The sequence below is a fragment of the Sediminibacillus dalangtanensis genome, from assembly GCF_017792025.1.
In the GTDB taxonomy this organism is placed as follows: domain Bacteria; phylum Bacillota; class Bacilli; order Bacillales; family Amphibacillaceae; genus Sediminibacillus; species Sediminibacillus dalangtanensis.
In genome coordinates this window covers 3,672,138-3,695,159 of record NZ_CP046956.1, presented here as the reverse complement: position 1 = coordinate 3,695,159, position 23,022 = coordinate 3,672,138, and the positions used below count along the sequence as shown (strand labels likewise).

The window sequence follows — 23,022 nt, the reverse complement described above, 5'->3', positions numbered from 1 at the left end:
CTCCTTGCTAGTCTTGATTCAATGCTACGATAAATCGCTGAAAAGCCTGGTTGCCTTGTTCATCTCGTTTGAAGACGCCTGCATCTTCCAACACTTTGGTGAATTTTTTCCCAACTTCGTTTTGGAGGATCGCTTCCACGTTCTCCTCACAAATCCCGTTCTGCTGTTTGATTAGTTCTGCCCATTCGCGGTGGTGGGCGGGAACCTCTTCCGTTTCTTCGAGTAAAAAGCGTTTGACTTCCTCTAGTTCGGATTTCAGTCTGGCTGGAAGTACCGCTAATCCCATTACTTCGATCAGCCCGATGTTTTCCCGTTTGATATGGTGCACATCGGCGTGCGGATGGAATATCCCCAAAGGATGCTGTTCGGATGTACGATTGTTGCGCAGGACGATGTCCATTTCCAAGCGGTCGTCCCGCATCCGGACTATCGGTGTAACCGTGTTATGCGGCGTATCACCGCTATAAGCTTTGATTGACACCTGCTCATCCTCGTAATTTCGCCATTTTAGCAAGATATGGTCTGCAGCATCCACCAATTCCATTCGGTCACGGGAGGAAACACGAATAACAGATAGTGGCCAGTCGACTATCCCGGCCTGCACGTTTGGGAAATCCTTTAATGAAAAAGCTTCTGTTTCAGCAGCAGTTTCCATTGCAAATTGATAACGGCCGCCTTGATAATGATCATGGCTGAGAATCGATCCGCCGACAATCGGCAAGTCTGCATTGGAGCCGAGAAAATAATGCGGAAACTTCTCTACAAAAGCGGTCAGGCGCAGGAAAGTTTGCCGGTCGATTTTCATTTCGCGATGCTCCTCCGCCAGTACGATGCTGTGTTCGTTGTAATAAACGTAGGGCGAATATTGCAAGTACCAGTTTTCTCCTTGTAAAGGCACTTTCACAATCCGGTGATTGGACCGGGCCGGGTGGCCAATCCTGCCGACATACCCTTCGTTTTCCCTGCATAACACACATGGAGGATAACCGATCGCTTGCTTTTCTTCTTTTTCCCGTCTGATTTGCTCCGGATCTTTTTCCGGTTTGGACAGGTTGATGGTAATATCCATTTTCCCGTAAGCAGTGTCTGCTTTAAAATGGATATTTTTCCTGATTCGCTTCATCTGAATATAATTGCTGTTTTTACTTAATGCGTAAAAGTAATCGGTCGCCTGTTCCGCTGCTTCTTGAAATTTGGATTCAAACGTCTGCTGGACGGCAGAAGGTTTCGGCAGGAAGATATTCATCACATTCGCAGCGAATATTTCCTTTTCATCCAGTACGTCCTCGATGATTTGGCGTTCTACCGCATAGCCGACAAGCTCCTCGACCGAGTCTGGGATGGAATTCTGTGCAGTTCCGTCAGGGGCTTCCTCTTGAAAATCGCTCAACTTCAACAGACCGAGCAGCTGATTGCGTACATATACGGTATCCCGCTGTTCAATCAATCCGGCAGAAATGGCTTTGTCTATTAAACTGGCAATCGTTTGAAAGACAGACATTACGCCTCCGCTCCTCCATCATAGCCGTGTGGGTGTGTGTGATGCCAGTTCCATGCGTCCTCGATAATCGTTTCAATCGAAGTTCGGGATGGCTGCCAGCCCAAAATTCGCTTGGCTTTGTCCGCCGACGCAATCAGGACGCTTGGATCGCCGGGGCGACGCTCACCGGACACAGCCGGTATCTGTTTGCCGGTCACTTTCCGTGCAGTATCGATGATTTGTTTTACAGAAAAGCCTTGATTGCTTCCAAGGTTGAAAATCTCGCTTTCTCCACCGTTTTCCAAGTAAGACAGCGCAAGCAGGTGAGCATCAATCAAGTCTTCCACATGGATGTAGTCCCGGATGCATGTGCCATCTTCGGTGTCATAGTCCTCCCCGAAGATAGTAATGGCTTTACGTTGCTCTAAAGCGGTCTGCAGTACAATGGGAATCAAATGTGTTTCCGGCTGATGGTCTTCACCGATTTCACCAGTTTTTCTGGCACCGGCCACATTGAAATAACGAAGAGAAACGTATTTGATTCCATAAGCGAGTGCACACCATTTCATCATTTTCTCCATTGTCAGTTTTGTTTCCCCGTAGGTGCTTTCCGGATTCGTCCGCATATCTTCGGTAATCGGAACAGTCTCCGGCTCTCCGTAAGTTGCTGCTGTGGAGGAAAAAACAATCCTGTTGACGTTATGTTCTTTCATGGTTTCCAGCAGTACTTGAGTGCCGTAGACGTTGTTGCTGAAATATTTCAATGGCTGCTGCATCGATTCGCCGACAAGCGAATTAGCAGAAAAATGCAAGACTGCGTCAATGTCTTCCTTGGTGAATACATCATCTAAAAACTGTTTATCCCGGATATCTCCTTGATAGTAAGCTGCATCGGGATGCACAGCTTGGCGATGTCCAGTTTCCAAACTATCCACCACCACCACACGATGATTCTGATCGATTAATTGGTAAACTGCGTGCGAACCGATGTATCCGGCTCCTCCTAATACCAAAATACTCATCTATCCCACTCCTTTTCAGGGTTCTTTTCTAATTGTTTTGCTCCGTCGCTGATCGTTGCAGGGTAAAAGGTGGCATCGTATCCTACTTGTTCCCGGTATATGTGGTTGACATTTTCTCTGAAGCTTTCAACCTCTTTTTCGGGAACGATGGCGATCGCACAGCCGCCGAACCCGGCTCCTGTCATTCTAGCCCCCAAAACGCCAGGCTGCCTCCAAGCTGCCTCGACAATTGCATCGAGTTCTTTGCCTGTAACCTCGTAATCCTCCTGCAAGGAGATGTGCGACTGGTTCATTAGTTCTCCGAAATGCGCAAGATCATTCGCCTTCAAGCTTTGCAACGCCTTTAACGTCCGGCGGTTTTCATACACGGCATGTTTGGCCCGTTTGCGATCGGGCGCATGTTGGATGGCATGTTTGTTTGCTTCAAATTGTTCCTCTGTTAAATCTCCCAAACTACTAATGCCGATCACTTTCTGTAAATCGGCGAGCGCCCGCTCACATTCCATCCGCCGTTCATTATATTTCGATCCTGCCAATTCTCTTCGCTTGTTGGTGTTGATGATCATCACGATATACCCATTTAGCTGAACAGGGGCATAGGAATAATCCAGTGATTGACAATCAAGCAGGATGGCATGATTTTTTTTGCCCATTCCGATGGCAAACTGATCCATTATCCCGCTGTTGACACCGATATATTCGTTTTCGACTTTCTGGCCGAGCTGAATCATGCGGATACGGTCGATAGCTAAGTCGTACAGCGACTCGGCCACAACGCCGGTCACCATTTCTATCGAGGCAGACGACGATAGACCTGCTCCATTGGGAATATCACCCCAAAATAAAATATCTGCTCCTGAGGAAATGGTGAGCCCTTCCTTCATTAAATAGTTTATCATGCCTTTTGGATAATTGGCCCATTGATCTTTCTCCTGATAATCAAGCTGATCCATCTCACATTCAATAATACCGGTTTCAGAAAAATTGACCGAATAGAGCCTGATGGTCTGGTCGTCACGCCTTGTGGCCGCTGCATAAGTGCCGAATGAAATGGAAGCGGGGAAGACATGGCCGCCGTTATAATCAGTATGTTCACCGATTAAGTTAATCCGTCCAGGTGCAAAGAACGTACTAGGCTGCTTTCTAGTCTGAAAAATCCTCTGGAACGTGCGAATGAGTTGTTGTGTCTCCATCCAATACTCCTCTCTCTTGAAAATTAATATAACTTAATTAAATTAATTAATTATCTTAGTTTTAGCTTACTATGCTTTCAACGCTTTTACAAGTTCTTTATTGTGTTTATAAATTTTTCTCACAGAAACTAATTTGGAAGCATTCTTCTTTTCGGAAGAATACTTCGAGTGCTGATAACAGCATAAGTTCGAATTGCATCGTAGCAGCGGTGGAAAATTGACACATCTCTAAAATCTGGTAAGATAAGTTTGACAGCTAGTGATAATGATTATCACTATTAATAAATGCTAACAGCTTCCATATAGTGATATATATAGGATAAAGGGGAGAGAATCATGAATCTTTCTGAATTGATGAAAGACCGACGTTCCATTCAGCTTTATGAAGACCGTCCTGTACCATTGGAAGAATTGAAACAAATGCTGGAAGCAGCCGTTTGGGTACCGAATCATAAAATGACCCAACCGTGGCGGTTCACTTTTGTTCATGGCGAGTCGCTTAAAAGGGTCGCCGAAATCAACCGCAAGCTGGGCGAAAAAGGCACTGATCCTGAAGAGCGCAAAGCAAATGGAGAAAAAGCTTATCAAAAAATTGCCGATGTACCAGCGTTGTTGGTCGTCACAATTAAAGAAAATCACAATCCGAAATTCCGTGAAGAAGATTATGCTGCCACAAGCTGTGTGATTCAAAACTTTAGTCTGCTTGCCTGGGAAAAAGGAATCGGCATGATTTGGAAGACAGGTGCTCTTACCATGGAGGATGAATTTCGGGAGGCAGTCGGTGTACAGCCTGGAGAAAGAGTGGCAGGAATGCTGCAAATCGGTTATCCCGCAAAAGTACCAAAACCAAGACCGAGAGCGGATGTTCAACAACTAATTACAGAATTAGATTGAGTCGGAGAGCGGCAGAGATGCTGCTCTTTTTTTTATATAGGAAATGATAAATTTAACTGTCTGTGGATCATTATTGGCTGAACCAGCCACGTCCAGCTCCGGCGCCTACCCCCTCGAGGTCTTAAGCTTGTCGAAGGCCCAAACGATGTGGGTCATGCAGGCGTTGCCACAGGACGTGTCGGCTCTAGGCAGGGTTAAAGAGTAGTTTGTCACCGCCAATTACAGAAAACAGAATAAAAAAATGGAAGACCAGCTGCGGGAGGTAGCTGGTGTCTTCCATCACAAAGGGGTATTCACTGTTAGTTTAACCAGTCTATGCTAAGGGAGTATGAACTTGCCATAAAGAAATTGTAAAGTTGCGTTCCTATTGCCCAATTACCTCCGGAGTTAATCGTCGCGACTGTCAATTTTTTAGGAGGGATATGTTTGGCTGTACAAGGCATATACCTGGCAGCTCTCGGCGTATGCTGGGATCTGGACTGTTTGTTATGACAAGGGGAAAGGAAATCCATATTAATAAAAAGTAATTTTATATAGAAAAAGACAAAAAAATTCCCTAAAGGGATAAGGTTAGGAGAAGAATATCGGCATTTCACCTATATGCTGGTGCTTTCTTTAATGCAATAGTAGATTCAAGTAAAAATTCTATAGAAAAAAGATAACCTATCATTTTTTCTGGGAAAATCAAGGGTTGTTTTCCTATTTTAATATGGTATTAACATAGAATTTATCTAGCGAAAAGGTCCCTTCTCACTATTAAACCTGTTTTTTTTTACAGTTTCATGTATAAAAACCGGGATTATTGCCCCACAATTACAAATATGACAAGTCTATGATAAAGGGTTACTTTTGTAATTTACTCTTAAATAGGCTGTAACCACAACACCGTTTTGTATGTGTTACTATAAGGCTTGTCAGAAATTTTGAGGAGGGAAACACAGATGAAGAAATTCGTAGTATCTCTAGCTACAGGGCTTGTTATTGCAGGGACAGCTGCAACATCTGCATCCGCCGAAGACTATCAAGTAGAGTCAGGCGATACGCTTTGGGGAATCGCCAATGACTATGAAGTATCTGTTGAGACGTTAAGAGAGCTCAATGAGTTGGACACAGATATTATCTATCCAGGACAAGATTTAGAAATAGATAAAGCAGAAACTTACACTGTCAAAGAAGGGGACACGCTATTCGGCATCGCAGACGAATTCGGCGTGAGCGTTTCGGATTTGAAAGGTTGGAACAATCTATCATCTTCCGTCATTCTACCAGCACAAGAATTATTTGTGGAAGAAACCAATAATCTTGATGTTATTCCACAAGTAGAAAACGAGACAGTAGATAAGGAAACAGCAAAAGAAACCGATACGGATCAAACCGCCGAACTGGCAGAAAACAAAACAGAACCGGTTGCATCGAAACCAGCACCAGATTCTAAACAAGAAGCAGACGGAAAAGTGGTAACTGTTGAGTCTACTGCCTATACTGCTGATTGTGCTGGATGCTCGGGAATCACCGCGACCGGCGTCAACTTAAACGAAAATCCAAATGCTAAAGTAATTGCAGTTGATCCGAATGTGATTCCGTTAGGTTCCAGAGTTTATGTAGAAGGTTACGGTGAAGCGATTGCGGCAGATACCGGCGGAGCAATCCAAGGAAACCGCGTGGATCTTCACGTACCAACAAAATCAGAAGCATATGACTGGGGCAGAAGAACCGTAGAAGTTACGATTCTTGATTAATTCCCTGTAATAAGCAAAAAGCAGAAGCGATGCAGCGCTTCTGCTTTTTTGTATTCCAGTATATTATCGCTGCAGCTTGCGCCATATAATATGGTGGCCAAGGCAAAATTTATCTATTATATAAAATAGCCTTAATTGAGTAATTGGGTTCCTTTGTCAGCTTCCATCTCTATTTCCCCATCCGGACTGACCGTTTGTACATAACCTACTACACCAAAGCTAATAATCAACATAAGAAACAAGATGATTAACAGTTTCTTCACTACCATTCTCCCCCTGTTGAATTCTTACTATTATTGTAAATCATACACCTATCCTTTTTCTATAGTAAATTCTAACAATCTTCGATAAAATTCTTACAATATTGTAAGAAAGTTTATCTATTCGTACCAGCAGGTTAAAATAGCTATAGTATAGGAAAGAAATGCCCTGCGGTTAAGCGATCGCGCTGCAGGGAACACTTTTAAGTAAACCGATTGAAGAGGTGAAAAGGTTGTCGACATTTTCTTCGCTTGGCGTTTCAGCCGAGCTGACAAATATTTTAAAGGATCATGGTATTAATGAACCGACTCCCATACAGGAACAGGCAATTCCGTTATTGCATGAAGGGAAGGATGTCATTGCTCAGGCCCAGACAGGAACCGGTAAAACATTGGCTTTTGTACTGCCGATACTGGAGCAAATACAGCCGGATGCCGAGGACCCGCAAGCATTGATTGTAACACCGACCCGGGAACTGGCCCTGCAAATAACGAGTGAACTGAATAAATTAGCGGAACATCTTTCTGGAATACATACATTGGCCGTTTACGGCGGACAGGATATTCAAGGACAGTTGAATAAGCTGAATAAACAGGTGAATATCGTGGTCGCAACTCCTGGCAGGCTGCTGGATCACCTCCGCCGGGGCACCATTTCCCTTTCCGATGTTTCCCTGTTTGTTTTGGATGAAGCGGATCAGATGCTGCAATTCGGTTTTATGCCAGAGATAAAAGAGATCATCGGACAACTGCCAGAACGGCGGCAGACAATGCTGTTTTCCGCCACGATGCCTGACGAAGTGAGAGCACTGGCAAAAAAGTATATGACCAATCCTCGAAACATTAAGGTAAGGGGAAGTGATACAACCCTGGAAGGCATTAAGCAAATGGTAATCGAAACGACAGATAGGGAAAAACAGGATAAACTGCGAACAGTTCTCGACCAGTTCCGACCTTTTCTGGCTGTGATCTTTTGTCGTACAAAACGGAGGGCGGCCAAGCTCAACGCCGCTTTGCAAAGCCATGGTTATTTGTCGGATGAACTGCATGGCGACCTTTCTCAAGCGAAACGGGAAAAGGCGATGAAACGGTTTCGGGAAATGAAAACACAATTTTTAGTGGCGACGGATGTGGCTGCAAGGGGACTGGATGTAGAAGGAGTCACCCATGTAATAAATTACGATATTCCTGAAGATACCGAGAGCTATATCCATCGCATCGGGCGGACCGGCCGTGCAGGCAGTGAAGGGCTGGCAATTACCTTTGTCGCACCAAAGGACCGGAAATATTTACAGGCAATCGAAAGCGATCTGAAAGGAAAAATCAAACGGAAGGAAATATAAGAACAAGAAGGGGAAGAAAGAAGTGTTACCATATTCCAACCGTTCTATCAGTCTCGAATATGCCGAGCTCAGCGCGCTTTATACAGCTGGAGACAAAATGTATCCAGGAACGAAGATTGCCATGGAACCTGGAGACATTCTTTATTCAGCCAAAGGCATGTCCACTTTTATGGTCGGACATGTAGGGATGGTGGGGCATGATCAGCTTGTCTATCATTCCCACCCCAAAGGCGGTTTTTATGAAGGATTGCCGGTCTATTTGTCGCGGCATAAGTTCGGTACCGTTTTGACGATTTATCGACCAGTGAGGGGGGCAGCAGACGCTGCCCGATGGGTGGGTGATCATATCGCCCAGATAAAACGATATATCTTTGACCCTCGGTTGAATACGTTAGCTACTAATTATTGTTCCAAATTCATATGGCAAGCGTTTTGGTATTCAGGGTATGGCGACATGACCGGCAGAAAGCGTCACGACAAACAACTGACATGGATTTATCCGATGATGATTAAACAAGCTGCTAATTTAGAACAGGTGGCGGTTGTAAGATTGGGACGGGCCAGGAAAAAGGGTTGAATGTTGAAGACAGGATAAGAAAAGGATTTTATAAAAGAAGGAATTTTCTAAAAAACAAACAAAAATATGTGTTTTTATTATTGACAAATGAAAAAGACCATACTATGATTATAAACAATAATTCAATGAGCTTTGGCGAAGACGAAGAAGAGTAACACATACTGGACGTTATAGAGAGCTGGTGGCAGCTGGAAACCAGTACGTCAGCTGTGTGAATGGACTTCCGAGCCCCAAACCGAACTTTACAGAACAGTAGGCTTTGGCGGATGACCCAACGTTAAAAGGGCAAGTGCAGACTTGGTCTGTACGTCAAAGTGGCTGTTTTCTTAAATAGCTAAAAAGGTGGTACCACGGGTTTCCTCGTCCTTTATGGAGAGGAAGCCCGTTTTTTAATTTTATATGCGCTTAAATCGTCGAGTAAGAAGAGTAAGTTTTTTGATTTCTTCAAGAGAGCCGGGGATGGTGGGATCCTGGCAGAATAGAAAAACCGAATGGCCTTACGAGAGTTTTTCTGAAATAAGAGTAGGAAAAAACGTCCTTCCCACGTTACAGGGATAGAGTATCGGATGAAATTTGAATCCGTCCCGTACTCGAAAAAGCGGAAGGAGAATCCTTCAATAGTGGTGGCACCGCGGCAGAAACCGTCCCCTATAAACACAGTTAGTTGTGTTTATAGGGGTTTTTTATTTATCAGCTACATTTATGACAAACCGAAGGAGCGTGTGAAAATGACGGTGAAGACGAATACCCCGGTATATAAACAAATGCAAGTGAATGGAGATACACTGACTCCGATCTCCGTGTTCAAACGGATGAAGGGAGAACGCAAATTTTTACTGGAAAGCTTGGCAAGTGAATCGGAAAAAGGGCGGTACTCTTTTTTGGGCGCAAATCCGTACAAGGAAATCATAGGGAACGGCGATCAAGCATTCATCAAACATCCTCTCTCCGATGAGGTTTCTATAGAAACCGGCAGGCCGCTTGAGGTGGCAAAACAGCACTTAGGGGACGAAGAATTGCCGCTTCCGTTTCCCTTTTACGGAGGTGCGGTCGGTTACATCGGTTATGACGCAATTCGGCAATACGAGGATATTGGAGATATAGCAAACGATGAAATAGCGATGCCGGATATGCACTTGCTGTTTTATCAGGACGTTATTGTTTTCGACCACCTCCACCATACCGTTTCGCTCGTTGCGATCGACATGACGGGAGAACGATCCGAACAGCAGCTTGAACAGCGACTATCCGAGTTGCACCAAATGATTTCGTTGGAAAAGGAGGAAGCATCCCCCCTCTTGGAACCGGTCGAGTTTACGCCGGACCTCGATAAGCAGGAGTTCATGAAAAGAGTCGAGCAGGCGAAACAACATATCGTCGATGGAGACATCTTCCAGGTCGTCCTTTCGCAGCGTATGCAGGCAAGCTTTGACGCCGACCCTTTTACTTTTTACAGGCACCTGCGCCGGGCAAATCCTTCTCCATATATGTTTTATCTGGATTTTCAGGAGTACATTGTCCTTGGTGCTTCACCGGAAAGCTTGATTAAAACGAAAGGTGACCAAGTCATCACTAACCCGATTGCCGGAACACGGAGGCGGGGAAGGACAACAGCAGAAGATGACAAACTGGCAGGAGAATTGTTAACGGATGAAAAGGAGCTTGCCGAGCATAAGATGCTGGTGGATTTAAGCAGAAATGATTTGGGAAGAGTTTGCCAGGTCGGATCGATTACCATTCCGAAATACATGACGATTGAACGATACCAGCATGTCATGCATATTGTTTCGGAAGTACAGGGTACCCTGCTGTCAGGCTATAGCGGACTGGATGCACTGGCGGCGACACTCCCGGCAGGTACAGTGTCCGGTGCCCCGAAAATTCGTGCGATGCAAATCATCAATGATCTGGAGAAAGAAAGACGCGGGGTGTATGCTGGAGCAGTTGGTTATTTGAATATGAACGGAGATGTCGATCTGGCCCTTGCTATCCGGACGATGGTCGTCAAAAACGACAAGGCATACGTACAGGCTGGAGCAGGAATCGTCTATGATTCCGATCCGGCAGCTGAATACCAGGAAACACTCAATAAGGCGAAATCATTATTGGAGGTAAACCAACATGATTTTATTAATCGATAACTATGATTCCTTTACGTATAACCTGTTTCAATACATTTCCGAATTAGGTGAAACCGTGCAGGTTGTCCGCAACGATGCGTTGGAAGTAGCGGATATTCAACAGATAAAACCGGAAGCAATCGTGTTGTCACCGGGCCCCGGAACCCCTGGAGAGGCCGGGATATGTGTGGAAACGGTACAGCGGTTTGCCGGGAAAATACCGATACTTGGCATTTGTCTCGGGCATCAGGCAATAGGGGAAGCTTTCGGTGGTTCGATTGTTCATGCCAAAAAGGTCATGCACGGCAAAACGTCGGTAATAGCTCATACAGGATCGCAGCTTTTTGCGGATTTTCCCGACAAGCTGAAAGTGATGCGATACCATTCGCTGGTCGTGGAGAAGGCTTCCGTTCCAGCGTCCCTGAAGGTTACGGCGACTGCCGAAGACGACGGGGAAATCATGGCCCTCCAGCACCATACATTTCCGGTTTACGGATTGCAGTTCCATCCTGAATCGATCGGTACGGAAACAGGAAAGGCGATACTTCGGAATTTCTTTTCGATAACACGTAAGGAGGATATATATGAAACGGTATCTCGATAAGTTGATGCAACAGGAAACATTGAGCCAGCAGGAAATGGAGCAGGCAGCACAGGAAATGTTCCAGGAAAAAACATCGGAGACGGAAATTGGCGCATTTTTGACCGCTTTGAAAATCAAAGGGGAACAGGCAGGGGAAATCGCAGGACTTGTGAATGTCATTCGGGAAAAATCGATTGCTGCTACCGACGGAATCGATGGGGTGATGGATAACTGTGGAACAGGAGGAGATGGTTCTCACAGCTTTAACATCAGTACTACTTCTGCTTTTGTGATTGCCGGAGCGGGAATCCCTGTTGCCAAACATGGAAACCGCAGTGTTTCCAGCAAAACCGGAAGCGCCGATGTTCTGGAAGAGCTCGGAGTTTCGCTCGATTTGACGAAGCAGCAAATGCAGGAAGTACTCAGGGATAACGGAATTGCCTTTTTGTTTGCCCCGCATGTGCATCCTTCTCTAAAGAAAATCATGAAGGTACGGAAAAACCTGCGGATTCCGACCATTTTTAATCTGATTGGACCTTTGACAAATCCGGTAAAGCTAGAAACCCAGCTGCTCGGCATATACAGCCGGGAGATGCTGGAAATGATGGCTTCTGCACTGAATCGCCTGGGCAGAAAACGGGCGTTGGTTGTCAACGGAGCCGGTTATATGGACGAAGCTTCACTGGCTGGCGAAAATCATTTGGTATTAATGGAAAAAGGGGAGCTGATTCCGTTTACGTTACATCCGGAAGAAGTCGGGCTGCCCGTTTATCCAAATGCCGAAATCCGCGGAGGAGATGCCAAAGCAAATGCAGCTATTTTATATCGCGTGCTAAGGGGAGAACCGGGTGCATATCGGGATACCGTTGTTTTCAATGCCGGACTGGCTATTTTGGCTAACGGCAAAGCGGACACCGTCCAGGAAGGCGTGGCTTTGGCTAAGGAAAGTATAGATTCGGGAGCAGCATTGACTAAACTGGAGAATTTGATTGCATACAGCAACAAAGTGAAACAGGAGGTGGTCGGCTAATGACTATTCTGGATAAAATCCTGGCGGAAAAGGCAAAAGAAGTAGCCCAATTAAGACATAGCTATCATCCGGCACCCCATTCATCTGTGACAGCGAAACGCTCCTTGTATGAACGGTTTATCCAAGCTGGAACGGTCAGCATCATTGCCGAAATAAAGCGGGCTTCTCCGTCCAAGGGAGTGATCAACACTGCCGTTAACCCGCCTGAACAGGCTCAAGAGTATGCCGACAATGGGGCGGGTGCCATTTCGATTTTGACCGATCAGCCATTTTTTCAAGGAACCATGCTTGATTTGGAAGCTGTCCGTGGAAAGGTTGAGGTACCAATCCTAAACAAAGACTTTATAATCGATGAAATTCAAATCGACCGGGCAAAAGATTACGGGGCAGATGTTATCTTGCTGATTGCTGCGGCTCTGCCTAAAAAGCGTCTGGCCGCATTGTACCAGTACGCAAAGTCAAAAGACCTCGATGTCCTGCTCGAGGTGCATAACGAAGAGGAATTGAACACAGCTAAAGGTATAGGGGCGGAAATCATCGGAATTAATAACCGAGATTTAAAAACATTTGAAGTAGATCTCGGTGTTACAGAACGTCTTGCATCGCAAATAAAGGATCCAGAAACGCTGATCATCAGCGAAAGTGGATTTCGGATCAGAGCAGATGTAGAAAGGGTTCGGCAGCACGGTGTCAAAGGTATTTTGGTTGGAGAAACCATGATGCGTTCAGGAAACTTGGCACAGACATTTACAGATTTGCGGGTGCCGCAGTTGTAGGAGGATGAAGGCATGCAAGTGAAAATTTGCGGGATAACGACAATCGAGGCAGCAGAAGCTGCTGTGAATGCAGGTGCGGACTTTATCGGTTTTGTTTTTGCCCCAAGTAAGCGTCGGGTTAGTGTGGAGCAGGCACGCTCGATTGCAGAGAAACTACCTGCCGAGGTAAAGAAGGTCGGTGTATTTGTCAATGAGCAGGCGGAAACAATCGGAGAAATTGCCGAACAGGTCGGCCTGGATTATGTTCAGCTTCACGGCGACGAATCACCGGAATTGGTTAAAAGTTTGGAAGTTCCTGTAATCAAGGCATTTCAAATCACCAGTACAGCCGACTTGAAAAAACTGACTTTATATCAATGTGACTACTTTTTGCTCGACAGCCCTGCTGGGAAATATCGCGGGGGAAACGGAGAGGTATTCGACTGGTCACTGACTAAGGAGCTTCCTGCTTTGAACGGAAAGTTGATCTTGGCAGGCGGATTGCATGCGGACAATGTCAGAGAAGCGATAGAAGAGGTCACCCCGAACGCAGTGGATGTATCGAGCGGTGTGGAAACAGCGGGAAGGAAGGATGAAAAAAAGATTTATACATTTATTCAGGCAGCAAAAAGTACAGGAGAGGAAGGATAAGATGAAAACCTACCAACAACCCGATATTCAGGGCCATTTTGGCAGTTTCGGCGGAAGGTTCGTCCCCGAAACATTGATGCCGGCCGTACTGGAACTGGAAAAAGCATATGAAGAAGCAATGGCGGATCCGGCATTTATTGATCAAGTGGATTATTATTTTAAGCAATATGTGGGCAGGGAAACCCCTTTGTACTATGCCGAAAACTTTTCCAACCAGCTTGGTGGTCCCAAAATTTATTTGAAACGAGAGGATCTCAACCATACTGGCGCCCACAAAATCAACAATGCCATCGGGCAGGCTCTTCTGACCCAACGGATGGGCAAGAAAAAAGTAGTTGCAGAAACCGGGGCCGGCCAGCATGGCGTCGCAACCGCCACTGTCTGTGCACTGCTTGGGCTGGATTGTGTGATTTTTATGGGCAAAGAGGATATACGAAGACAAAAACTGAATGTTTTCCGGATGGAATTGCTTGGTGCACGAGTCGAGAGTGTAGACCAAGGGAGCGGAACACTGAAGGATGCCGTCAATGAAGCGTTGCGTTACTGGGTGACAAATGTAGAAGATACCCACTATATCATCGGTTCTGTTGTTGGCCCCCATCCATTTCCGAAAATTGTCCGGGATTTTCAAAGTGTGATCGGGATTGAGACACGCAAGCAAATTGTCGAGCAGGAAAGAAAGCTTCCGGAGGCAGTCGTTGCCTGTATTGGCGGCGGGAGCAATTCGATGGGGATGTTTTATCCATTTGTTGAAGATGCGCAGGTAGAGCTTCATGGTGTAGAAGCAGGCGGGTCGGGCATTGATACCGGTAAGCATGCTGCTACACTGACGGACGGAAAAGCCGGCATCCTTCATGGCACACTGAGTTATTTGCTGCAGGATGAAAACGGCCAGGTAACCGAGGCACATTCCATTTCGGCCGGACTGGATTACCCTGGAATCGGACCGGAGCATAGTCATTTAAAAGAAACAGGAAGGGTCCTCTATGACTCTATTACAGATGCAGAGGCATTGGAAGCATTGCAGCTTTTGACGAAGACGGAAGGAATCATGCCGGCATTGGAGAGTGCCCACGCGGTTGCTTACAGTATGAAGCTGGCCAAAAAAATGGATGCGTCGGAAACGATTGTCGTCTGCTTATCCGGTCGTGGTGACAAGGATGTAGATACGGTGAGAGCGGCGTTTGGGGGGAGTTCATATGAGTAAACAACGAATAAACCAGGCGTTTCAGGAAGTACTTGCTCAAGGCAATAAGTCGTTTGTTCCATATATTATGGCTGGGGATGGAGGTTTGGACAGTTTAGAAGAAAAGGTTCAATTTCTGCAGGACAGCGGTGCGACCATTCTGGAGCTTGGTGTTCCGTTTTCTGACCCTGTGGCAGATGGTCCGACCATACAGGAGGCAGGTATTCGGGCTCTTAAACAGGGCGTCAGTCTTCGCGCGATTTTAGAAAAACTTGGACAATTTAAAGAAAACCGTTCGATTCCGATTGTCCTTATGACCTATTTGAACCCGATTTACGTTTATGGAGTAGAGTCATTTGCTGAAGCTTGCAGGACTGCCGGAGTCAGCGGCTTGATTATTCCGGACCTGCCGCTTGAAGAAGAAAACCTGGTTGCAAAGGAACTGCAGGCAAATGATATTGCCTTGATCCGCTTAGCATCCTTGACCAGTCCTCCCGAGCGCTTGAAGGAATTGGCGAGACGCACCGAAGGGTTTTTGTATGCTGTCACCGTGACCGGCACAACCGGAGCGAGGGGTGCCTTCCATGATAATTTACAGGAACACTTGGCTTCCTTGAAAAATATTTGCCAGGTACCGGTACTTGCAGGGTTTGGAGTATCGACTCCCGAACATGTCAAAGAACTGAGTGCCAACTGTGACGGTGTCGTCGTGGGGAGTAAAATCGTCGATGCCCTTCATCAAAACAACCGTGATGAAATTAAAACATTGATAGCTGCAGCAAGCAGCAAGGAGCAGACAACTGCTGAATAACTAGCAATGGATCCTTGTCTAGACAACGAGCTATGCATAATGCGCATTCTTTGGATTTGAATGCAGTTAGAAAGTGAAAAAGCCGTCTCTTTTAGGAGACGGCCTTTTGTTGTCCAATCTGTTTTTCCTCGATTTGTTTCATTGCCTGGATGCATACCTGATTGAGGTAATTCCATGGCTTGTTATAATGTGGCTGGAAGAAGAAATCTGTCAGCGCCATTTGTTCAATCGTCATCTTGTTTTGAATGGCGACACTCAATGTGTTCATTGCTTGAGTGAAATCTCCTTCAGAGATAACTTGGGCACCGATGATCCGGTGGCTGTCCATCTCGTACACGACCTTCAGTCTGAGCATGGTATTTTCCGGCATAAACTCTGGTCGGTAGGTATCTTCCAGTAAGGCACTTTCCGCTCGGATACCTGCTGCAGCTGCCGCGGTTTCCGTCAAACCAGTCGCAGCTAGATTGTGCTGATGAATTTTCAAACCGGAAGTACCCTGCGTCCCTTGATGTGCAAGGCGTGGTCCTACTAGATTATACGCAGCCAAAGTGCCCATCCGGACAGCATTTGTGGCCAAAGGAATATAAGTCGGTTTTTCCGTAGGGTTGTAGGCGACGGCACAACAGTCACCTGCAGCGAAAACATCCTTTTTGCTTGTCTGCATATACTCATCCACGATAATAGCTCCAGTATCAAGCATGTCTACTTGCCCGGTAAATAAAGTGGTGTTCGGACGGAAACCGATGCACATAATGACTAAATCCGCATCATAACTCGCTTCGCCAGTAATCACTTGGGTGACCTTCCCATCCTTGCCCTGGAAGGAGCTGACTGTTTGACCAAGAGCCAAGGTGACTCCTTTTTCGGTAAGTGTTTTTTCAATCGGACTGGTGAATTCCTCATCTAGATAACGGTTAAGGATGCGGCTTTCACTATCGATCAATGTCACCTGCTTTCCAGCCTGCTCGAATGCTTCGACTAGCTCAATACCGATATAGCCAGCACCGACCACAACGATATTTTGGGCAGTTTGAGAGCGTTCGATGATTTCGTTGGCATGGTGGAAGTTCTTGCAAAGCTGCACATTTTCCAGGTCACTTCCTGGAATAGGCGGTGTTACCGGCCAAGATCCGGATGTAATAATCAGTTTGTCGTATTGGTATGTTCTCGTTTCGTCCGTTTTCAGGTTTTTTGCTACCAAGGTCTTGTTGTTCGTATCACAGTCGGTTACAACGTGCTGCATGTGCATCCGGATCCCTTGTTCTTCAAAGCCTTTTACAGAGGCATAGAACAAGCCATCAGGATCTTTTACGACTCCGCCTACATATAATGCGATGCCACAGGATAAAAAAGAAACATTATCGTTTTTTTCAAACACATCAATTTCTGCTTCAGGATACATATTCAAGATATTGGTGATTGCCGCCGTTCCTGCGTGTGTACATCCGATAATTGCTACTTTCATGGAACATCATCCTCCAATGGATTGATAGTATACATTCATGTGAATTAATTCACAAATATATGTGAAATTAATCACAATTGATCACATACCAAGTATAGCCCCAGCTGGAGGATAAATCAACAAGTTTGTGATATATTTCACAAAACGGGTCTATAGTCCTGAAAACAGGGAAGGGACTCTATGATGTCCAGTGTCTAGAAGCCGGGCCGCGGAAAGCGAAGTACCTTACCGGAGTGGAGAGTTGCACTATTCATAAGAGAAGGGTAGAACGGTTTGCTTTTTGCTAATCAAAAAAACCGAACGAATGGTGGATCGTTCGGTTTTTATTTGGTTCACGATGCTTTTGTCCCAGGCCCTTTTAGTTAAACAGCGTACATTTCTTCTATTTGCTGTTGCAATTTTTTGTCTGCAACATATTCATCGTAGCTCATTTCTTTGTCGATTAAACCTTTTGGCGTTATTTCAATCAAGCGGTTGGCAATACTGTCGACAAACTGCTGGTCATGGGAAGTAAATAAAACAGATCCCTTGAAATTGACCAAACCGTTATTTAAAGAGGTGATCGATTCCAAGTCCAGGTGGTTGGTAGGTTCATCCAACAATAAGACATTGGCATTGCTGAGCATCATCTTGGAAAGCATGCAGCGCACTTTTTCTCCCCCGGAAAGAACATTGGATTTCTTTAACGCTTCTTCACCAGAGAACAACATTCTTCCCAGGAATCCGCGCAGGAAGGTTTCCGTTTGGTCTTCAGGTGAATATTGACGCAGCCAGTCGACCAGGTTTAAGTCACCATTTTTGAAATACTCGGTATTATCCTTCGGGAAATATGATTGAGAAGTGGTTACTCCCCATTTGTATGTTCCTTCATCTGGTTCGATTTCACCCATCAATATCCGAAGCAAGGTGGTTTTGGCAATCTCATTTTTGCCGACAAGTGCTATTTTGTCATCTTTATTCATGGTAAAGCTGACATTATCTAGCACTTTTTCTCCATCAATCGTTTTGGAAAGTCCTTCTACACGAAGCAAGTCATTCCCGATTTCACGGCCCGGTGTAAACGCGACATACGGATAGCGGCGTGAGGACGGTTTAATATCGTCCAACGTGATGTTATCGAGCATTTTTTTACGGGAAGTGGCCTGTTTTGATTTCGATGCATTTGCGCTAAAGCGGGCAACGAAGTTTTGTAGCTCCTTGATTTTCTCTTCTTTTTTCTTGTTCGCTTCCTGTGCCATTTTTAAGGCGAGCTGGCTGGATTCATACCAGAAGTCATAGTTTCCGACATAGATTTCAATTTTTCCATAATCGACATCCGCAATATGGGTACATACCTTATTTAGGAAATGACGGTCATGGGAAACAACGATGACGGTGTTCTCGAAGTTGATCAAGAACTCTTCCAGCCACTGAATTGCATGGATATCCAGATGGTTGGTCGGTTCATCCAACAGAAGAATGTCCGGATTGCCGAACAAGGCTTGTGCAAGAAGTACTTTTACTTTTTCAGAACCTGTTAAGTCGGCCATTTGCTTCGTGTGGAGGTCTTCACCGATTCCCAGCCCCTTCAATAGAACGGCTGCATCGGACTCAGCTTCCCAGCCGTTCAATTCGGCGAATTCACCTTCAAGCTCGGCAGCCCGCATGCCGTCTTCCTCGGAAAAATCCGGCTTCATGTAAATGGCGTCTTTTTCCTGCATGATTTGGTACAAGCGTTCATGGCCCATCACGACGGTTTTCAGAACTTCATATTCTTCATACTCAAAGTGGTCTTGCTTCAACACAGCCAGCCGCTCATCGGGGCCAAGGGACACATGACCGGTTTGCGGTTCGACCTCTCCGGAAAGCACCTTTAAGAAGGTTGATTTTCCGGCGCCATTGGCACCAATCAAGCCGTAGCAATTACCGGCAGTGAATTTTATATTAACGTCTTCAAACAACTTTTTATCGCCATAACGGAGACTTACATTGCTCACATTTATCATAAGTTATAACATTCCTCCAAATAGTATTCCATCCAATCAAGGATAAAGGTTTTGCTGCTTTTAGTCAATGTACTGCGAGGACTGCTTCTGACAAGCTGCGGATTCTATCTGACTTTTCGGGAGAGTGAAGGTGTAACGTGCGTGAAGTTACACTAAGCTACCGTGGGCGGCAGGTGCCTGCCACAAACACCAACCCTCAATAAAGTAGGGTTCAAAAAATCAATGCAATAGGAGAATGATGTGGGCATCACAGCAATCAATCTTTCCCTATATAGAAGGAATCGAGATGCCACGCCGCATTTTAATCAGTCAACGCCCTTATAATAAGGAAAAGATCTAACAGAAAAACTACAATCTACCGGTCTGGATTTCACGGCAATTGTAGTTTTCTGCGGGTGTCTGTCTATTGGGTGACAATGTCGGTACTATTAAACAATTTTTTTACGAAGATATCCGGAAATAATGTCTACGATGGTCACCATCACGATAATTCCCAGAAGGATGATGCCGACACGGCTCCAGTCCCGGGATTGCATGGCGAAAATCAAAGGTGTACCGATCCCGCCGGCTCCGATAATACCGAGCACGCTGGCAGACCGGAGATTGATTTCGAACCGGTATAAGGTGTAAGAGATAAAGCCGGGCAATACCTGCGGAAATACGGCAAACCACAACGTTTGAAGCGGACGGGCGCCAGTCGCCTTCAACGCTTCGGAAGGTCCGAAATCAATATTTTCCACTTCCTCGGAAAATAATTTGCCAAGCATACCGATGGAATGAAGTCCCAATGCCAGAACACCGGCAAACGAACCTGGTCCGACCATTTTGATGAACAACAAGGCCATGACCAATTCAGGAAACGTACGGACGAAGCTGAGAAAGAATTTTCCGATCCCTGCATTGGCTTTAATCTTGCTCATATTGTTTGCCGCCCAAAAAGCGAATGGGATACAGAGAAAGGCCGAAATAAAGGTACCCAAAATCGCAATGGCCAATGTATCAAGGAGACCGCGAAGCAAGTCTTCTCCCTCAGGTAAATAAACATAATCCCAATCCGGTGAAAAGATACCCGAAACAATCGCTTTCGAGATTTGGCCGGCTGTCTCTTTGAATCCCTCTACCGGTACACCGGATAAAGCCCAGATATACAATAAAGCAAGCGCTATAAAGATAACCCAGCGTCTGATGATATTCTTTTTTGGTTTTATTGGTCTAGTTGCACTGCTCATAGTAAATTCTCCCGTAATTTAGTACTGATATAATCAATAATTAACACAACCAACAACGTGAATATAATAATCGTGCTGACCTTGTCATATTCAAGGAAGCCAAGGGTCCGGTCGTAATATTCGCCGATACCTCCCGCCCCAACGAGTCCTAAAATAGCAGCAGCACGGACATTGATTTCAAAAGAATAAAGTACATAAGACACGTAGTAAGCGGCAACCTGTGGCACCACGGAAAACATGATCCACTGGATTTTATTGGCCCCGACCGCTGTCATCGACTCAAGCGGGCCTTTGTCGATGCCTTCAATCGCTTCATACGTCAATTTGGCAATGATTCCTGTCGAGAAAATTCCTAGGGCAAAGATACCAGGAAGCGGCCCTAAACCGAAAATGGCAACGAATATTGCCGCCAGTAATAATTCCGGAATGGTACGGACCAGGTTTAAAAGAAACCGGACAGGGTAATAAACCCAAGTGGACTTTATCATGTTACTAGCCGAGAAAATCGCAAACGGAATGGCAATGATCGCACCGATGGTCGTACCCAAAACAGCCATGCGAATTGTGTCGAGCATGGCTCCGATAATGTTGTCGAAGTAGGCCCAATTGGGCGGAATCATTTGATCTAGAACAGAGAACATGTTTGGAAAGCCTTCAATTAGTTCCTGGAACGTGCTGTCGGTTTGGTAGGCACTGGCCCAAAGCATCAGCAAAATCAGGATGAACGTAAAATAATGCTTCCATTTGCTAGGTGCTTTCGGAATCTTTTGTTCATTTACTTGATTCATGGGCAGACTCTCCTACTTCTACTTCTTCATCTTCTCTTGTTTCAAGAGGACGGCCGTAAATTTCAGAGAACCTTTCATCGGTTGCTTCTTCGACAGGACCGTCAAATACAACTTCGCCAGCTTGCAGGCCGATAATTCTGGTCGCATACTGTCTGGCGATATCGATGAAATGCAAGTTTACCACGGTCGTGATACCCAGATCCTGGTTGATTTTTTGCAAGTCATCCATTACTTGTTTCGTAGTCAGAGGGTCAAGCGAGGCAACAGGCTCGTCTGCCAGGATGATTTTCGCTTCCTGTGCAAGTGCGCGGGCAATCGATACCCTTTGTTGCTGCCCGCCAGAAAGCTGATCAGATCGGGTGTAAGCTTTCTCGACAATGTTTACCCGCTCCAAAGCGTTGAGGGCAAGATTGACATCTTCTTTAGGGAACAGGCCAAGGACTGTCCGCAAGGTGGAGTGATAGCCAACCCGGCCGGACAGGACATTCCGGATAACCGTCGACCTTTTTACCAGGTTGAAGTTTTGGAAAATCATCCCGATGTCCCGGCGGGCGATACGCAAATCTTTCCCTTTTGCTTTTGTGATCGACTTACCGTCGATGGCTATTTCGCCAGAAGTGATTTCGTGCAGTCTGTTAATCGAACGGAGAAAAGTAGATTTCCCTGCACCGGAAAGGCCGACAATAACGACAAATTCGCCTTTTTCAATTTTGACATTGATGTTTTTCAATCCTTGTGTACCATTCGGATAAACTTTCGAAACGTTCTTGAATTCTATCACTCTTCATACCAACCTTTACAAGAATTTAATCAAATCTGAGCTGCTGGATGTATCTATTCGTTTACATAAAAGAAAAGCCAGTACGAGATAATATCGACTGGCTGTATGTTCATACTATTGGATAGGCTTGATCCCGAAAACGGATGAAACTATTCGGTTTTAACTTTGTCAGAGTACTCTCTCACGATATCAAACTTGCTGTCTTCTGATTCAACATATCCTTCATGTGTATAGATTTCTTTAACGATTTCATGGCCTTCTTCATCTTGTCCGATATCGATGAAGGCTTCTTTGATTTTATCGCTCCACTCGGAATCCATATCGGAACGGACAGCGATAGTATCGTTAGGGATCATTTCAGTAAACTCAATAATCTTTGTATCTTCAAATACAGTCGGGTAATCTCCTACTACAGTGTTACGTGCATCCTGGAAGACAACTGCTGCGTCCACGTCCCCGTTAAGAACCGAGATAACACCTTGGTCGTGACCTTTGACAGTAACACCTTGTACATCTTCAAGTGGATCGATACCAGCATCCATCAAAGCAGCTGCCGGCCATACATACCCTGCAGAAGAAGTAACGTCCTGGAAGGCGATCTTTTTGCCTTCTAAGTCTTCAATGCTCTCAATATCAGAGTCTGCTTTTACGACAAACTCAGATTTGTAACCGTCCACCAGCTCGTCTGTCGGTTGTCCGGTTTCATCTTCCACACCGTAACGCTGTGCTTGCAGGATTACTTCTGCTGCACCTTTTTCTTTTGCTAACACATAAGCAGTAGGGGGTAAGAATCCTACGTCAACTTTCTTTGAATCCATAGCTTCTATGATTGTGTTGTAGTTTGTGGATACACTAACCTCAACCGGAATGTCCAGACGTTCACTAAGCAATTCTTCCAATGGTTTCGCTTTGGCTTCCAATGTATCTGCATTCTGGGAAGGGACGAATTGCACCGTCAATTTCTCTGGAACATAAGCCTCTGAACCTTCACCGCTAGCGCCTTCTGCATCATCTGAACCGCCGCACCCACTAATAATACCAGCCGTTAAAGCTAAAGTCGCTCCAACTGTTGCAAGCTTCTTAAACAACATAGGAAAACTACCTCCAATATTTTTTAAAATGTGTTACTC

At 45.5% G+C, this 23,022-nt stretch carries 21 protein-coding genes and 2 other annotated features; of the genes, 11 read left to right on the top strand and 10 right to left on the bottom strand.

Features of this window, described 5'->3' with window-relative positions; translation table 11 throughout:
• Positions 1-7: 7 nt before the first annotated feature.
• From galT to ERJ70_RS18045, 3 genes are read right to left on the bottom strand one after another with little or no spacing between them, the layout of a single operon-like run.
• A complete protein-coding gene (galT, locus tag ERJ70_RS18055) occupies positions 8-1,501 on the bottom strand; it encodes a UDP-glucose--hexose-1-phosphate uridylyltransferase (protein WP_209366126.1) in 1,494 nt (497 codons plus the stop codon).
• Positions 1,501-2,502, bottom strand: a complete 1,002-nt coding sequence (galE, locus tag ERJ70_RS18050; RefSeq protein WP_209366125.1) for a UDP-glucose 4-epimerase GalE — start codon at positions 2,500-2,502, stop codon at positions 1,501-1,503. The genes galT and galE overlap by 1 nt, the downstream gene beginning before the upstream one ends.
• Positions 2,499-3,695 (bottom strand): galactokinase, encoded by a 1,197-nt coding sequence (locus ERJ70_RS18045; protein WP_209366124.1) that lies wholly within the window; start codon positions 3,693-3,695, stop codon positions 2,499-2,501. The genes galE and ERJ70_RS18045 overlap by 4 nt, the downstream gene beginning before the upstream one ends.
• 336 nt (positions 3,696-4,031) lie before the next feature.
• Here ERJ70_RS18045 and ERJ70_RS18040 point away from each other — a divergent pair, with 336 nt between their 5' ends.
• Both ERJ70_RS18040 and ERJ70_RS18035 read left to right on the top strand, forming a co-directional pair.
• Positions 4,032-4,589: a nitroreductase family protein gene (locus tag ERJ70_RS18040; RefSeq protein ID WP_209366123.1), complete on the top strand. Its 558-nt coding sequence runs from the start codon at positions 4,032-4,034 to the stop codon at positions 4,587-4,589.
• 941 nt (positions 4,590-5,530) lie between these two features.
• Positions 5,531-6,328 carry a LysM peptidoglycan-binding and 3D domain-containing protein gene (locus ERJ70_RS18035; protein WP_209366122.1) on the top strand — a complete coding sequence of 266 codons (798 nt, stop codon included), beginning with the start codon at positions 5,531-5,533 and terminating at the stop codon, positions 6,326-6,328.
• A 131-nt stretch (positions 6,329-6,459) separates the two neighbouring features.
• Here the strand turns inward: ERJ70_RS18035 and ERJ70_RS20145 are convergent, their stop codons facing one another.
• Positions 6,460-6,591 (bottom strand): hypothetical protein, encoded by a 132-nt coding sequence (locus ERJ70_RS20145; protein WP_256439059.1) that lies wholly within the window; start codon positions 6,589-6,591, stop codon positions 6,460-6,462.
• Positions 6,592-6,821: 230 nt separating this feature from the next.
• Between ERJ70_RS20145 and ERJ70_RS18030 the strand changes: the two genes are divergently transcribed.
• The 9 genes from ERJ70_RS18030 to trpA all read left to right on the top strand — a co-directional run bounded on the left by ERJ70_RS18030 (position 6,822) and on the right by trpA (position 15,644).
• A complete protein-coding gene (locus ERJ70_RS18030; protein WP_245208057.1) occupies positions 6,822-7,931 on the top strand; it encodes a DEAD/DEAH box helicase in 1,110 nt (369 codons plus the stop codon).
• A 22-nt stretch (positions 7,932-7,953) separates the two neighbouring features.
• On the top strand, positions 7,954-8,508 hold the full coding sequence (locus ERJ70_RS18025; protein WP_209366120.1) for a hypothetical protein: 555 nt from the start codon (positions 7,954-7,956) through the stop codon (positions 8,506-8,508).
• Between the two features lie 129 nt (positions 8,509-8,637).
• Positions 8,638-8,879, top strand: a binding site (T-box leader).
• Between the two features lie 33 nt (positions 8,880-8,912).
• Positions 8,913-9,160 (top strand) — a binding site (T-box leader).
• Positions 9,161-9,236: 76 nt separating this feature from the next.
• Positions 9,237-10,649, top strand: a complete 1,413-nt coding sequence (trpE, locus tag ERJ70_RS18020) for an anthranilate synthase component I (RefSeq protein WP_209366119.1) — start codon at positions 9,237-9,239, stop codon at positions 10,647-10,649.
• Positions 10,630-11,232 carry an anthranilate synthase component II gene (locus ERJ70_RS18015; protein ID WP_209366118.1) on the top strand — a complete coding sequence of 201 codons (603 nt, stop codon included), beginning with the start codon at positions 10,630-10,632 and terminating at the stop codon, positions 11,230-11,232. The genes trpE and ERJ70_RS18015 overlap by 20 nt, the downstream gene beginning before the upstream one ends.
• On the top strand, positions 11,213-12,241 hold the full coding sequence (gene trpD / locus ERJ70_RS18010) for an anthranilate phosphoribosyltransferase (RefSeq protein ID WP_209366117.1): 1,029 nt from the start codon (positions 11,213-11,215) through the stop codon (positions 12,239-12,241). Before ERJ70_RS18015 ends, trpD begins: the two co-directional genes overlap by 20 nt.
• Positions 12,241-13,017, top strand: a complete 777-nt coding sequence (gene trpC, locus ERJ70_RS20080) for an indole-3-glycerol phosphate synthase TrpC (protein ID WP_245208056.1) — start codon at positions 12,241-12,243, stop codon at positions 13,015-13,017. Before trpD ends, trpC begins: the two co-directional genes overlap by 1 nt.
• Positions 13,018-13,029: 12 nt before the next feature.
• Complete coding sequence (locus tag ERJ70_RS20075; protein ID WP_245208055.1) at positions 13,030-13,647, top strand: phosphoribosylanthranilate isomerase; 618 nt, start codon at positions 13,030-13,032, stop codon at positions 13,645-13,647.
• A 1-nt stretch (position 13,648) separates the two neighbouring features.
• Positions 13,649-14,854, top strand: a complete 1,206-nt coding sequence (trpB, locus tag ERJ70_RS18000) for a tryptophan synthase subunit beta (RefSeq protein WP_209366116.1) — start codon at positions 13,649-13,651, stop codon at positions 14,852-14,854.
• Complete coding sequence (gene trpA, locus ERJ70_RS17995) at positions 14,847-15,644, top strand: tryptophan synthase subunit alpha (protein WP_209366115.1); 798 nt, start codon at positions 14,847-14,849, stop codon at positions 15,642-15,644. The genes trpB and trpA overlap by 8 nt, the downstream gene beginning before the upstream one ends.
• A 91-nt stretch (positions 15,645-15,735) precedes the next feature.
• Here the strand turns inward: trpA and ERJ70_RS17990 are convergent, their stop codons facing one another.
• The 6 genes from ERJ70_RS17990 to ERJ70_RS17965 form a co-directional block, all read right to left on the bottom strand.
• Positions 15,736-17,109 (bottom strand): FAD-dependent oxidoreductase, encoded by a 1,374-nt coding sequence (locus ERJ70_RS17990; RefSeq protein ID WP_209366114.1) that lies wholly within the window; start codon positions 17,107-17,109, stop codon positions 15,736-15,738.
• Between the two features lie 362 nt (positions 17,110-17,471).
• Positions 17,472-19,094 (bottom strand): ABC-F family ATP-binding cassette domain-containing protein, encoded by a 1,623-nt coding sequence (locus tag ERJ70_RS17985; protein ID WP_209366113.1) that lies wholly within the window; start codon positions 19,092-19,094, stop codon positions 17,472-17,474.
• 428 nt (positions 19,095-19,522) lie between these two features.
• A complete protein-coding gene (gene phnE, locus ERJ70_RS17980) occupies positions 19,523-20,323 on the bottom strand; it encodes a phosphonate ABC transporter, permease protein PhnE (RefSeq protein ID WP_209366112.1) in 801 nt (266 codons plus the stop codon).
• The gene (gene phnE / locus ERJ70_RS17975) at positions 20,320-21,111 is read right to left on the bottom strand and encodes a phosphonate ABC transporter, permease protein PhnE (RefSeq protein WP_209366111.1); all 792 of its coding nucleotides are present in this window, start codon (positions 21,109-21,111) and stop codon (positions 20,320-20,322) included. Before phnE (ERJ70_RS17975) ends, phnE (ERJ70_RS17980) begins: the two co-directional genes overlap by 4 nt.
• Positions 21,095-21,892 carry a phosphonate ABC transporter ATP-binding protein gene (gene phnC, locus ERJ70_RS17970; protein ID WP_209366110.1) on the bottom strand — a complete coding sequence of 266 codons (798 nt, stop codon included), beginning with the start codon at positions 21,890-21,892 and terminating at the stop codon, positions 21,095-21,097. Before phnC ends, phnE (ERJ70_RS17975) begins: the two co-directional genes overlap by 17 nt.
• A 149-nt stretch (positions 21,893-22,041) precedes the next feature.
• Entirely contained in the window at positions 22,042-22,983 is a 942-nt protein-coding gene (locus ERJ70_RS17965; protein WP_209366109.1) for a phosphate/phosphite/phosphonate ABC transporter substrate-binding protein, read from the bottom strand.
• Positions 22,984-23,022 lie beyond the last annotated feature (39 nt).

What these genes read in the sequence shown, in the direction of transcription:
- galT (WP_209366126.1), bottom strand. Translation starts at nt 1,501, where the DNA reads ATGTCTGTCTTTCAAACGATTGCCAGTTTAATAGACAAAGCCATTTCT.
- galE (WP_209366125.1), bottom strand. Translation starts at nt 2,502, where the DNA reads ATGAGTATTTTGGTATTAGGAGGAGCCGGATACATCGGTTCGCACGCA.
- ERJ70_RS18045 (WP_209366124.1), bottom strand. Translation starts at nt 3,695, where the DNA reads ATGGAGACACAACAACTCATTCGCACGTTCCAGAGGATTTTTCAGACT.
- ERJ70_RS18040 (WP_209366123.1), top strand. Translation starts at nt 4,032, where the DNA reads ATGAATCTTTCTGAATTGATGAAAGACCGACGTTCCATTCAGCTTTAT.
- ERJ70_RS18035 (WP_209366122.1), top strand. Translation starts at nt 5,531, where the DNA reads ATGAAGAAATTCGTAGTATCTCTAGCTACAGGGCTTGTTATTGCAGGG.
- trpE (WP_209366119.1), top strand. Translation starts at nt 9,237, where the DNA reads ATGACGGTGAAGACGAATACCCCGGTATATAAACAAATGCAAGTGAAT.
- ERJ70_RS18015 (WP_209366118.1), top strand. Translation starts at nt 10,630, where the DNA reads ATGATTTTATTAATCGATAACTATGATTCCTTTACGTATAACCTGTTT.
- trpD (WP_209366117.1), top strand. Translation starts at nt 11,213, where the DNA reads ATGAAACGGTATCTCGATAAGTTGATGCAACAGGAAACATTGAGCCAG.
- trpC (WP_245208056.1), top strand. Translation starts at nt 12,241, where the DNA reads ATGACTATTCTGGATAAAATCCTGGCGGAAAAGGCAAAAGAAGTAGCC.
- ERJ70_RS20075 (WP_245208055.1), top strand. Translation starts at nt 13,030, where the DNA reads ATGCAAGTGAAAATTTGCGGGATAACGACAATCGAGGCAGCAGAAGCT.
- trpB (WP_209366116.1), top strand. Translation starts at nt 13,649, where the DNA reads ATGAAAACCTACCAACAACCCGATATTCAGGGCCATTTTGGCAGTTTC.
- trpA (WP_209366115.1), top strand. Translation starts at nt 14,847, where the DNA reads ATGAGTAAACAACGAATAAACCAGGCGTTTCAGGAAGTACTTGCTCAA.
- ERJ70_RS17990 (WP_209366114.1), bottom strand. Translation starts at nt 17,109, where the DNA reads ATGAAAGTAGCAATTATCGGATGTACACACGCAGGAACGGCGGCAATC.
- ERJ70_RS17985 (WP_209366113.1), bottom strand. Translation starts at nt 19,094, where the DNA reads ATGATAAATGTGAGCAATGTAAGTCTCCGTTATGGCGATAAAAAGTTG.
- phnE (WP_209366112.1), bottom strand. Translation starts at nt 20,323, where the DNA reads ATGAGCAGTGCAACTAGACCAATAAAACCAAAAAAGAATATCATCAGA.
- phnE (WP_209366111.1), bottom strand. Translation starts at nt 21,111, where the DNA reads ATGAATCAAGTAAATGAACAAAAGATTCCGAAAGCACCTAGCAAATGG.
- ERJ70_RS17965 (WP_209366109.1), bottom strand. Translation starts at nt 22,983, where the DNA reads ATGTTGTTTAAGAAGCTTGCAACAGTTGGAGCGACTTTAGCTTTAACG.